The 11,050-nt window shown below is 71.3% G+C and carries 15 protein-coding genes; 8 read left to right on the top strand and 7 right to left on the bottom strand.

Annotated elements, in window-relative coordinates; genetic code table 11:
* Window positions 1–43 precede the first annotated feature (43 nt).
* From DEJ17_RS08325 to DEJ17_RS08315, 3 genes are all read left to right on the top strand, one after another.
* Window positions 44–928 carry a S26 family signal peptidase gene (locus DEJ17_RS08325; RefSeq protein WP_110862913.1) on the top strand — a complete coding sequence of 295 codons (885 nt, stop codon included), beginning with the start codon at window positions 44–46 and terminating at the stop codon, window positions 926–928.
* Window positions 925–1,779, top strand: a complete 855-nt coding sequence (locus DEJ17_RS08320; RefSeq protein WP_110892941.1) for a LamG domain-containing protein — start codon at window positions 925–927, stop codon at window positions 1,777–1,779. The genes DEJ17_RS08325 and DEJ17_RS08320 overlap by 4 nt, the downstream gene beginning before the upstream one ends.
* A 230-nt stretch (window positions 1,780–2,009) precedes the next feature.
* Complete coding sequence (locus DEJ17_RS08315; protein ID WP_110892939.1) at window positions 2,010–2,579, top strand: manganese efflux pump MntP family protein; 570 nt, start codon at window positions 2,010–2,012, stop codon at window positions 2,577–2,579.
* A gap of 83 nt (window positions 2,580–2,662) precedes the next feature.
* Here DEJ17_RS08315 and DEJ17_RS08310 read toward each other — a convergent pair whose 3' ends face one another.
* Window positions 2,663–2,995 carry a DUF4190 domain-containing protein gene (locus DEJ17_RS08310; protein WP_110892938.1) on the bottom strand — a complete coding sequence of 111 codons (333 nt, stop codon included), beginning with the start codon at window positions 2,993–2,995 and terminating at the stop codon, window positions 2,663–2,665.
* Between the two features lie 194 nt (window positions 2,996–3,189).
* On the opposite strand from DEJ17_RS08310, the gene DEJ17_RS08305 reads away from it, so the two are divergent.
* Window positions 3,190–3,912, top strand: a complete 723-nt coding sequence (locus tag DEJ17_RS08305; protein WP_110892936.1) for an SDR family NAD(P)-dependent oxidoreductase — start codon at window positions 3,190–3,192, stop codon at window positions 3,910–3,912.
* Here DEJ17_RS08305 and DEJ17_RS08300 read toward each other — a convergent pair.
* The 4 genes from DEJ17_RS08300 to DEJ17_RS08285 form a co-directional block, all read right to left on the bottom strand.
* Window positions 3,902–4,882 (bottom strand): AraC family transcriptional regulator, encoded by a 981-nt coding sequence (locus DEJ17_RS08300; RefSeq protein ID WP_110892934.1) that lies wholly within the window; start codon window positions 4,880–4,882, stop codon window positions 3,902–3,904. The genes DEJ17_RS08305 and DEJ17_RS08300 overlap by 11 nt on opposite strands.
* A 61-nt stretch (window positions 4,883–4,943) precedes the next feature.
* Window positions 4,944–5,423: a hypothetical protein gene (locus tag DEJ17_RS08295; protein ID WP_110892932.1), complete on the bottom strand. Its 480-nt coding sequence runs from the start codon at window positions 5,421–5,423 to the stop codon at window positions 4,944–4,946.
* A complete protein-coding gene (locus tag DEJ17_RS08290) occupies window positions 5,420–5,608 on the bottom strand; it encodes a hypothetical protein (RefSeq protein WP_146239666.1) in 189 nt (62 codons plus the stop codon). Before DEJ17_RS08290 ends, DEJ17_RS08295 begins: the two co-directional genes overlap by 4 nt.
* Window positions 5,605–5,829 carry a hypothetical protein gene (locus tag DEJ17_RS08285; RefSeq protein WP_110892930.1) on the bottom strand — a complete coding sequence of 75 codons (225 nt, stop codon included), beginning with the start codon at window positions 5,827–5,829 and terminating at the stop codon, window positions 5,605–5,607. Before DEJ17_RS08285 ends, DEJ17_RS08290 begins: the two co-directional genes overlap by 4 nt.
* A gap of 245 nt (window positions 5,830–6,074) precedes the next feature.
* On the opposite strand from DEJ17_RS08285, the gene DEJ17_RS08280 reads away from it, so the two are divergent.
* On the top strand, window positions 6,075–6,767 hold the full coding sequence (locus tag DEJ17_RS08280) for a DUF6766 family protein (protein WP_258366725.1): 693 nt from the start codon (window positions 6,075–6,077) through the stop codon (window positions 6,765–6,767).
* 152 nt (window positions 6,768–6,919) lie between these two features.
* Window positions 6,920–7,945 carry a LacI family DNA-binding transcriptional regulator gene (locus DEJ17_RS08275; RefSeq protein ID WP_110892929.1) on the top strand — a complete coding sequence of 342 codons (1,026 nt, stop codon included), beginning with the start codon at window positions 6,920–6,922 and terminating at the stop codon, window positions 7,943–7,945.
* Window positions 7,946–8,003: 58 nt separating this feature from the next.
* On the opposite strand, the gene DEJ17_RS08270 is transcribed toward DEJ17_RS08275, so the two are convergent.
* Entirely contained in the window at window positions 8,004–8,399 is a 396-nt protein-coding gene (locus DEJ17_RS08270; RefSeq protein WP_110892928.1) for a MerR family transcriptional regulator, read from the bottom strand.
* Between the two features lie 94 nt (window positions 8,400–8,493).
* Here DEJ17_RS08270 and DEJ17_RS08265 point away from each other — a divergent pair, with 94 nt between their 5' ends.
* Both DEJ17_RS08265 and DEJ17_RS08260 read left to right on the top strand, forming a co-directional pair.
* Complete coding sequence (locus tag DEJ17_RS08265; RefSeq protein ID WP_110892927.1) at window positions 8,494–9,195, top strand: SDR family oxidoreductase; 702 nt, start codon at window positions 8,494–8,496, stop codon at window positions 9,193–9,195.
* Window positions 9,196–9,316: 121 nt separating this feature from the next.
* The gene (locus DEJ17_RS08260) at window positions 9,317–10,303 is read left to right on the top strand and encodes a matrixin family metalloprotease (RefSeq protein WP_110892926.1); all 987 of its coding nucleotides are present in this window, start codon (window positions 9,317–9,319) and stop codon (window positions 10,301–10,303) included.
* Between the two features lie 92 nt (window positions 10,304–10,395).
* Here the strand turns inward: DEJ17_RS08260 and DEJ17_RS08255 are convergent, their stop codons facing one another.
* Complete coding sequence (locus tag DEJ17_RS08255) at window positions 10,396–11,046, bottom strand: NAD(P)H-binding protein (RefSeq protein ID WP_110892925.1); 651 nt, start codon at window positions 11,044–11,046, stop codon at window positions 10,396–10,398.
* Window positions 11,047–11,050: the final 4 nt, after the last annotated feature.

Below are 11,050 nucleotides of genomic sequence, written 5' to 3'. Positions count from 1 at the left end.
AGATGTGTATAAGAGACAGCCACGACCTCCCGGAGCAGAGCCCATGAGCCAGACCGCAGCGATCCCGCTCAGCGGGATGCTCGACCGCCCGGTCCTCCGCGGCCGTCAGGTCACCCGCTCGGAGACGGTCCTCGCCTGGTCGGTTGCCGCGATCGCCGCACTGCTCCTCACCGCCGCGGTCCTGTTCCTCTCCGCGGGCGGCCGCTGGTTCGTCGTCGAGACCCCGTCGATGGGCGAAGCCGCCCCCGTCGGCACCCTCGTCCTCGACCTGCCGGTGGACGTCGCCACGCTCAGCGTCGGCGACATCGTCTCGTTCGAGACCTCCGCCAACCCGGACGTCGTCTACACGCACCGCATCGTCTCGATCGACGCGGACGGCGGGCTCCACACCCGCGGCGACGTCAACGGCGCGACCGACCCGTGGACGCTCACCCAGGCCGACGTCATCGGCACTCCCGCGCTCCTGGTCCCCCGCATCGGCTGGCTGCTCCGCGCCGCGCCGATCCTGCTCATCGGCACGCTGATCATCCTGACCCTGACCAGCGCGTTCACCGACCGGGTGACCCGTTCCTGCCTCCGGATCGCGGGCAGCGCCCTCACCGTCTCGTACGCGGCGTTCGTGTTCAAGCCGTTCGTCAACGTGACGACGATCACGAACACCTCGAGCCCGACGGGGGTCGAGGCCACCGTGATCTCGTCGGGCATCTTCCCGGTCCGCGTCGACGCCCACGGCGGCAACAGCGTCCACCTGGTCGACGGCGAGATGGGCCGGGTCGTCATCCACGAGCTGACGAAGAACGGGCACTACCAGCTCATGTCGAACATCGACCTCGATCCCCTGGGCTGGGTCGCGTTGATCGCCGTGTGCCTCGTGCCGCTCGTGGCGTGCCTGGCGGTCGGCCGCGTCGAGACGGTGCGTCCCTCGTGATCCTCCGCCGCCTGCGCGACGGCCGCGTCGTCGCCGTCCTCCTCGTGGTCGCCCTGGCCGTCGTCGTCCTGCTCAACCAGTTCGCGCCGACCCGCTCGGCGTACAGCGCACGCGTGACCAACAGCGCGAACACCGCGGCGACCGCGCCCTACTTCACGTGCACGGGCGCCGTCGGCGCCGACACCGCGAACGCCCTGTTCGCGTACCGCCTCACCGAGGCCTCCGGTTCGCGCACGGCCACCGACTGGTCCGGTCGTGCTGCGAACGGCACCTACCAGGGCACCATGACCGCGACCACGCCGAGCCCGAACGCCTGCCCACGTGACAGCGGCAGCGCCTACGCGCTCAACGGTTCCACGAGCTACGTCTCCACCCCGCGCTCGTACGCCAACCCGACGACCTTCAGCGAGGAGGTCTGGTTCCGCACCACGGTCGCCGGCGGCATGCTCATCGGCTTCGGCAGCAGCCAGACCGGTGCGTCCGGTCAGCACGACCGGAAGCTCTACCTGACCACCACCGGGCAGCTCTCCTTCGGTTCCTACAACGGCACCACGCAGGTCATCACCTCGCCGACGGCCCTCAACGACGGCACGTGGCACCACACGGTGGCGACGATGTCGCCCACCAACGGCATGCGGCTGTACGTCGACGGCACGCTCGTCGCGTCGAACGCGGCCTTCAAGAGCCCGGAGAACTTCACCGGGTACTTCCGCGTCGGCTACGACGTCGTCAGCGGGTGGCCGGGTTCCACGAGCAACCCGTACTTCACCGGGTCGATGCGGTACGCAGCCGTCTACGGCACGGAACTGACGGCCAGCCAGGTGGCCGCGCACGCGGCCGCCGGTTCCTGACGCACTGACTGCCGGACGGGAGGCCCGTGGCCGTGCCCGCCCCGCGCCTCCAGGCCGTCTCTGGTGGCGTCGACGACGTGGGCCGGATTGGCGGACCGGGCCCACCAACCCGCGGATTCGGGGCGACGAATCCCGCTGATCAGGCTTTTTCGTGCCGTGGACCATGCCAGGATCGTCAGGTCCTGAGACGTCGGCGTCTCCGTCCGACCGTCTCGAAAGGCGCCGCCCCCATGTCGTTCTGGGCCCTCCTCCTCATCGCGCTCGGCGTCTCCGCAGACGCCTTCGCCGTCGCCCTCGGCAAGGGCCTGCACATGAAGCGCTTCGACGTGCGGCACGCGATCGTGATCGCGCTCACGTTCGGGGTGTTCCAGGCGGTGATGCCCCTGCTCGGCTGGCTGCTCGGATCGGCGTTCGCCCAGGACATCGCGGCCTTCGACCACTGGATCGCGTTCGGGCTGCTCGCGCTGATCGGCGGGAAGATGCTGTGGGAAGCGTTCTCGACGCACGAGGACACCGAGCAGGACACCGACCGGCTGCCCATCCGCCAGTTGCTCGTGCTGGCGGTTGCGACCAGCATCGACGCCCTGGCGGTCGGGGTCACCCTGGCGTTCCTGCCCGTGTCGATCGGCGGTGCGGTGCTGCTCATCGGGATCACGACCGCGGTGCTGTCGTTCGTCGGGGTGGTCGTCGGTCGCCGCGTCGGCGCCCGGTTCGGCAAGCCGGCGGAGATCGCGGGTGGTGTCGTCCTGATCCTGATCGGCCTGAACATCGTGTTGGAGCACACCGGCGTCATCGGCTGAGGCCAGGACTCAGGAACCAGCCTCGAACAGACCGGAGGCCCGTGGCGAGCTGCCACGGGCCTCCGGTGTGGTGCTGGTGGGCGTCAGTACCCGCCCGTGGTGCTGGTGGGGGCGTTCGCGAGGACCGCGACCACGAAGATGATCCAGATGATGCCGAACACGAGCGACAGGGCGCTGATGATGACGCCGGCGAGGGCGAGGCCGCGGCCGCGCTCCCCGGTCTTCTTGATCTGCGAGAGCGCGATGATGGACACCACGAGGCCGGCGATGTTGATCACGAAGGCGAGGACGAAGCCGACGATCGCCATGACGTTGAAGCGGTCGGACGACGGCTGCATCGGAGCGCCGTAGGGCTGCCCGCCGGCGGCGTAGGGGTTCGGGTTCTGCTGGTTGTACTGGGGCGTGCCGTCAGTCATGGCGCCGCGTCCTCTCTGGTCAGGGGATGTCTACGCAGGAAACGTACAGGACCAGCGGGCCGCAATGTGCGGAGGTGTGACGGGGAGCCGTCAACAGCCGGGAGGCCCGTGGCCGGCCCGCACCGCGCCTCCCGTCCGCCCGTTGCCGGTCCACCTGCCGGACCCGCCGCAGCGGTCGGGCGCATGATGGGCGGATGGCACGCATCCTCGTCACCGGATCCACCGACGGCCTCGGGCGGGGAACCGCCGACTCGCTGCTCCGCAGCGGACACGACGTCGTCGTCCACGCACGCAACCGGGCCCGCGCCGAGGCGGTCGCCGACCTGGTGGAGCGCGGCGCCGAACTCGTCGTCGCCGACCTGGCGGACCGCGACGCCGTGATCGCCACCGCTCGGGAAGTCGACGCCGGCACCCCGCTCGACGCCATCGTGCACAACGCCGGCGTGATCTCGGGCCGTTCCCTGGTGCCCGTCAACGTCGTGGCGCCCTACCTGTTCACCGCGTTGCTGCAGGCCCCGAAGCGGCACGTGTACCTGAGCAGCGGGATGCACCGGGGCGGCCGCCCGCGCCTGGACACCGTCGACTGGACCGGCGCTTCGGAGACGAACTCGTACTCCGACACGAAGCTGTTCGTGACGGCGCTCGCCGCCGAGGTGCCGCTCCGACGCCCGGGCGTGCTGAGCAATTCCGTCGACCCGGGCTGGGTGGCGACCAAGATGGGCGGGGCCGGCGCTCCGGACGACTTCGAGCTGGGACACCGCACGCAGGAGACGCTCGCGACCGACTCCGACCAAACCGTGACGGGAGGTTACTGGTTCCACGGGGAGCGGCAGGAACCGCACCCGGCGGTCGCCGACCAGCGGTTCCGCACCGAACTGCTCGACGCGCTCGCGAGGGCCACCGGCGTCACGCTCTGAGTCGCGCGCACCGCGGTCGGGAGCGGCGGAGCGTCTCGCTCGGGTACTCGCCGTGCCGGTCGGCGTACGCGGCGGAGAACCGGCCGGCGTGGGCGAAGCCCCAGTAGCGGGCGACGTCGGCGACGGTCGTGGTGGCCTGGTCGGACGCCAGCAGTTCGGTCCGGATGCGGTCGAGCCGCACCGAGCGGATGTAGGCGTTCGGCGACATCCCGAGCAGCCGCTGGAAGGCGGCCTGCAGGGCGCGGAGGCTGAGGTGCGCCATCTCGGCCAGGTCGGTGCTGGTGATCGGCAGGTGCGCGTGCTCGTGGACGTACTCGACGACCTGCCGGATCCGACGGTGCTGCGGGAGCAGGAGTTCGGGCGGCAGGTCGGCGGTGGCGCGGGGGTAGAGCTCGAGCAGGGACACCGCGGCCAACCGTCCCATCTCGGCCTGCAGCAGCGGGGACGCCTGCCGGTCCAGCGTCGTCGCGGAGATGAGCTGGACCGTCTGCCGCCACTGCCGGATCGCCGCGTCGTCGATCTGGGCGGTGTGGTCGAAGCGGCGGAGCGACAGGCCACGCTCGGCTGCGACGCCCTCGACGGCGGTGCGGTTCACCTGGACGAGCCGCTGGTCGTAGTCCTCGAAGCGGAACGGGAACGCCTCGTTCGGCCACATCTGCGGGCGCCCCGGCACGAGGTGGATGGCGGAGCCGCCGTCGCCCAGGACGCCGAGCCCGCGGGTGATCCACTGGACGACGAAGTCGTCACCGGCGGGCATCTCACCCGTCAGGCGTCCACCGAAGCGCACGGCGCGGAGTGTCATCGTGCCGTCGCCGGCCGCCGTGTACCGGTAGTCGAACCCGTCGCCCGTGGTGTCGGCGTGCCACTCGATGCCGTCGTACGCGGTCGCGAGGGTCTGCTTCGCGGCTGCGAGGTCCGTGCCCTGCTCGTCGACCCGGATACGCGCGGGCTGCTCGGTGTCGTCGTTCATGTCGCTCGAGCAGTAGTTTCACACCCCGGTTCGGGGCCATCGCGCGATTGTCCAGATGCGGTCAGAACAGGGCGTCACCCTCGTGCACCGCGAGCAACATCGCCGCAGCGGTCCGGGCCGTGCGGACCGGTTGCACCGAGCGGTGGACGGTCGCCTCGACGTGCGCTCCGTGGAGCAGCAGGGTGAGCGCCTGGCCGAGGTGCACCGGCAACGCGGCCGCAGCGCAGCGTTCGGCGACGTGTGCCTCGACCTGCCGCAGCTGATCGTGCAGCAGGTCGGTGAGGTCGGCTCCGTCGGCGGCGGCTCCTGCTCCGGCGTGGGCCGCGCCGGACCACGCGCGGTGCCCGTCGGCCACGAGACGGTGCTCCAGGTGGGTGAACACGGCGAGCAGCCGGTCCCGGGGGTCGTCGAAGGCGGCCTCGTGCGCCAGCAATCCGCGCATCCACTCGTCGTGCCGGTTGCGGACGGTGTCGAGCGCTCCGAACCCGACCGGCGCTCCGGACGAGGAGGTCGGTCCAGCCACGAGGGTGACGGCGCTCACGCTGCGACGAAGAAGTCCGCGTACGTCGGGTCAGCCGGGACGCCCCGCACCACGCCGGACAGCCGCCGGGCGATGAGCGCCTCGAGTTCGGTGGGGGGCATCAGGCCGCGGCGGCGCCACTCGAGGGGCTGGGCCCGGAGTTCGTCCATCGCGTCGTCGTCGAAGGGGTGGGCCACGGGGCTCATGCGCCGAGGCCGATCACGACGACGGCCGCGGATGCCGTGGCGGTGACCGAGACGATCCCGGTCGCGGTCGCGGCGACCATGAGCGTCCGGAGCCGCGCCTGTTCGCGGATCTCGGTGAAGGGGCTGCGCTCGGAGACGCAGCGTGCACGGCGGGCCACTGCGCTGTGGGCGTGCTTCGGGGCGAGTGCGGTGTCGGTGGTGAAGGTGGTCGTGGTGGTCATCGCTCGGGTCCGTTCCTCTCTGCGTCCTCGCCGGCGGTCCTGTCGATCGGGGTGGGATCGACGGTAGGTCGTGCTCCCCGGTGGCCGTGGACGAACCGGGGCCGGACGGCGAAAGTCGGACAGCCGGGCTGCGGAAGGTGTCCGGAACGGGGTGGCGCAGCAGCGCGATCCGGCCAGGACGGCCCTGCGAAGGCGTTCGTCGTGGCCGGACCAGGATGGCCTCGACACGACGAACGGAGGACCCGGTGACCCTCGGCCTGCTCAACGGATCGGGCGGGTGGCAGCGCGTGCGACGGCACGGCCTGCTCCTCGCGAACGTCGCCGTCTTCGTCGTGTGCTTCATCGGCATGGTGTTCGCCGGGTGGCGGGTGTCCGTGGCGGACGCGCTCCAGCACGGCGAGGTGGCCGAGTCGCTCTGGGGCTTCCTGACGAGCGGCGACTTCGCCGAGGCCACGTTCGAGAACTGGGAGAGCGAGTTCCTGCAGATGGGCGCGTACATCGTGTTCACGGTGTTCCTGTTCCAGAAGGGGTCGAGCGAGTCCGAGCCGCTGGACGAGGAGAGCCCGCAGGACGAGGACCCACGGGAGCACGCCGACGACCCGAAGGCTCCGTGGCCGGTGCGCCGGGGCGGGATCGTGCTCGTGCTGTACGAGAACTCCCTGCTCATCCTGTTCGCGGTGCTGTTCCTCGGCAGTGTGGTGGGGCACCTGATCGGTGGTGCTGCGGCCTACAACGAGGAGCAGCTCGAGCACGGCGGCGGTGTCGTCTCGGCGTGGGGCTACCTGGGCACGAGCCAGTTCTGGTTCGAGTCGATGCAGAACTGGCAGTCGGAGTTCCTGGTCATCTCGGTGATGGTGATCGCCACCGTGTCCCTGCGGCAACGAGGGTCGAGCCAGTCGAAGCCCGTGGCCGCACCGACGGAGCAGACCGGGAGCTGACGGTTCCTGGCGGACTGAGCGGGGCCCTGGACGGGCCGGAGGGCGGACGGGAGGCCCGTGGCGGGCCCGCCACGGGCCTCCCGTCCGGTCCGCACCACGCTGGTGCGGTAGGTTCCTGCCGAACGCAGTCCGCACGTGAGAGGGGGTGCCCGATGGCGCAGGGGCACCGCTCTCCGCCCACGATGAGCGACGTCGCCGCCGTGGCGGGTGTCTCGAAGAAGACCGTCTCGAACGTGCTGTCCGGCTACGAACACGTCTCCGTCCGCACGCGCGACCGCGTGATGGCCGCCGTCGACGAGCTCGGCTACGAGCTCAACGTCTCGGCCCGGAACTTCCGCGCCGGACGCTCCAAGGTGCTCGGGCTCGCGGTGCCGGAACTGCGGCAGGCGTACTTCGCCGAACTCGCCGACGCCGTCATCCGCGCTGCCGGAGCCGTGGGCTACACGGTGCTCATCGAGCAGACCGCGAGCGGCGTGCGCGAGGCGGACGCGATCACCCGGATGCGCGAGCACTCCATCGACGGCATCATCTACAGCCCGCTGACCGTCCGCCCGAGCGACGCCGCCGCACTCGAGGTGAAGTTCCCCCTGGTCGTGCTCGGTGAGCCGATCCCGGACGCCCCTGTTCCGTTCATCGCGATGTCGAACGCCGACGCGCTGCGGGACGCGACCGCCCACCTGCTCGATGCCGGTCGCCGGTCGATCGCGTTCATCGGGTCCGACCCGTCGGGCCCCGTGCGCACGGCGCAGGAGCGACTGCGCGGCTACCGCGAGGCGCTCGACGACCACGGCGTGCCGTTCGCACCCGAGCGGGTGGTGCCGACCGCGCTCTGGCACCGGGCCGAGGGGGCGGCAGCTGCACGGCAACTCCTGGACGCCGGCGTGCCGGTCGACGGGATCGTCTGCTGCAACGACGCGCTGGCGCTCGGGGCGATGAGTGCCCTGCAGCTCGCGGGCCGGACCGTGCCGGACGACGTCGCGGTCGTCGGGTTCGACGACATCGAGGAGTCGGCGTACTCGACCCCGGCGCTGACCACGGTGTCGGCCGACCTTGACTGCGTCGCGGCGACGGCGGTCGGGGTGCTCGTCGCCCAGCTCGAGGAGGGCGCTCCGGCGACGCCCGGGGTGCTGCGCTCCCGCCACGCGCTGGTGGTGCGGGCGTCGTCAGCGACCCGCTAGGGACGGGAGGCCCGTGGCGGACCCGCCACGGGCCTCCCGTCCGTCCCGGTGCCGTGTCTCAGGCCGCGACCGGCTCCGCAGGCCGGTCACGCAGCGCCGGGCAGTGCTCGGCGGTGGGGTGCTCGGTGATCTCGATGACCTGGTCGAGGCGCCCCCGGACCGCCTCGAGCTCGGCCAGCTGCGCGGTGATCCGGTCCCGCTCCGCGAGGAGCAGCGCGAACGACTCCGGCGTCGACTCCCCGCGGTCGACGCAGGGCAGCAGCTGCACGATCGTGCGGCTCGCGAGCCCGGCGGCGAACAGCTGCTGTACGAGCTGGACCCGCTCCACGGCTGCGTCCGTGTAGACCCGCTGCCCGCTCGCGGTGCGCGACGCGGTGAGCAGTCCCTGCTCCTCGTAGTACCGCAGCGAGCGGACGCTGACGCCGGTCTCGGCCGCGAGGTCACCGATGCGCATGTTGCTCCGATCCGGGCTTGCCCCTGACATGGATGTGAGGTCTTAGCGTAGCCGAGCCGCTGCGGGAGACACCCGCGCGGCAGGAGGAGACACCATGGACATCGCTGGATCGGTCGCACTCGTCACCGGCTCGAACCGGGGCATCGGACGCCGCTTCGCCCTCGAGCTGCTGGAGCGCGGGGCGTCGAAGGTCTACGCGACCGCACGCCGACCTGAACTCGTCGACGTCGAGGGCGTCGTCGCGCTGCCCCTCGACATCACCGACCAGGCCTCGGTCGACGCGGTGGCGGCCGCCGCGGGCGACGTCACCCTGCTCGTGAACAACGCCGGCATCTCGACGCAGGGATCCCTGGTGACCGACGACCTGACCATCGTCCGGAAGGCCATGGACACGCACTTCTGGGGCAGCCTGTCGATGATCCGTGCCTTCGCACCGGTGATCGAGCACAACGGCGGCGGCGCGATCGTCAACGTGTTGTCGGCCCTGTCGTGGTTCGCAGCACCCGGCGCCGGTGGCTACGCAGCGGCCAAGGCGGCCGAGTGGAACATGACGAACTCGGTTCGCCTGGAGCTCGCCGCCAAGGGCATCAGCGTGCAGGGACTCCACCTCGGTGCGGCCGACACCGACATGATGGGCGACTACGACGGCCCGAAGACCGACCCGACGGACGTGGCCCGAGCCGCGCTGGACGGTGTCGAGCGCGGCGCGGCCGAGGTGCTCGTCGACGACTGGAGCCGCATGGTGAAGGCGTCGCTCGCCGATGCGCCGGAGCGCTTCTACGCGCAGATGGCCTGAGCGCCGCCCCTGACTGGGGGCGTGTCCCCGCAGCGCACTCCTGGACCCGCTGCGTGGTCATCGGCGAGCATGGACCCCGATCAGGAGCGGGGGGCACGTCGCCTGCCGCTGGAAGGGAACCATGCGTCCTGTCAGGAACGCGCTGAGCACCGGGGCGATCGTCGCGATCCTCGCCGGTCTCACCATCACCGCAGCACCCGCCCAGGCGGCGACCCCGGGGGCCGGCGCGAGCTGTGCCCCCGGGACCCTGTCGGTGCAGACGCTCGAGAGCGGCTGCACGGCGACGTCCGGCACGGTCGTGACGCCCGACGGCCGCACCTTCGCGCTCCCCGCTCCGGGTGAGAGCGTGAAGGCGAGCAGCACCTCGGCACCGGGTGCGCCCGAGCTCGCCGACGTCGTCATCGCGAACAACGGCTCCGCCGGTGTCGCCGTCCGCGTCGACGAGGCCTGGGCCGGTTCGGCCCCCGCCGTCCAGCAGGAGCGTGCCCAGAGCCAGGCGGCGACGACCCAGGCAGCCCCGAGTGCCGCGACCGCTGCGACCACGAAGTGCACGAGCACGGCGTACAAGGCGTCCGGCTACACCTGGCCGAGCACGGTCAAGTGGTACTACAACCAGACCGGGCAGAAGTCGTCGTACGCCAAGGACGCCCTGCGCAAGGCGGCGAACACCTGGAACGGCACGATCTCGGCGTGCGACCGCACCGTCACGTCGACGGCGAAGAACGACTACCTGCGCCTCGCGACCCAGAAGCCCAACCTCACCGACCAGGGCGGCTGCTCACGGAACAACGGCTACAACGTGATGGGCTGGGGCAAGCTCCCGACCGGAACCCTCGGTGTCACGTGCGTCTGGTTCGACGGCAACGGCAACGCCCGCGAGGCCGACCAGCGCTACGCCACCGGCTTCAAGTGGAGCTCGACGGCCACCTGCTCGGGCGCGCGCTTCGACACCCAGGTCGTCGCCACGCACGAGTGGGGCCACTTGTACGGCCTCGACCACGTGAAGACCGGCACCGGCCAGGTCATGGAGCCGTCCGGCGGCTACTGCGAGCTCGACGGCCGCACGCTCGGCCGTGGCGACATGACGGGCATCTCGACGCTCTACTGAGCTCGACGCTCTGCAGAGACACGGACGGGGTCGCGGCGGGAGGACCGCCGCGACCCCGTCCGTCTGTCTGTCTGTGGGTCTGGAGGTCTCGGTCAGGCCGCGTCGGCGCGCAGGAACTCCGCCACCGGGGTCGACCCCGTGTTGAAGCGGAAGGTGTTGCCGGCCGTGCCGGGGTTCTCGACCACGTCGGCGACCACGTGCGCCACGTCACCGCGCGGCACCTGGGTCGACGAGCCGTCCCAGTCGACGGAGCCGGTCGGCTCGTCGTCGGTCAGGGTGCTCGGGGCGACGATCGTCCACTGCAGCCCCGAGTCGCGGAGCACGGCGTCGGCGATCATCTTCGACTGCGCGTACGCGAAGAAGTCCTGGTCCTGCGGGACGCCGTGGTCGAGCTGCGAGCCCGAGAACGACACCATCACGTACCGGTCGACCCCGGCCTGCTTCGCCCCCTGGATCGACAGCACCGCAGCGTCGCGGTCGATGGCCCAGGTCCGGTCGACGGAACCGCCACCGGCACCGGCCGACCACACCACGGCGTCGTGCCCGCGGACGAGTTCGGCGAAGTCGTTCAGGGACTGCTGCTGGATGTCCGCGACGAGCGGTTCGCCGCCGTGCGCCCGGATCTCGTCGGACTGGTCGGCGCTCCGGATGACGGACGTGACCGTGTGTCCGCGCTCGGACAGGATGCGGGTGGCGAGGAGTGCGACCTTGCCGTGGCCGCCGAAGACGATGACGTTGCTCATGGGC

It is taken from the genome of Curtobacterium sp. MCSS17_011, assembly GCF_003224275.1.
Taxonomy (GTDB): domain Bacteria; phylum Actinomycetota; class Actinomycetes; order Actinomycetales; family Microbacteriaceae; genus Curtobacterium.
Note: the sequence above shows the minus strand (reverse complement) of the source record. Positions and strands in the feature narration are given on the sequence as shown.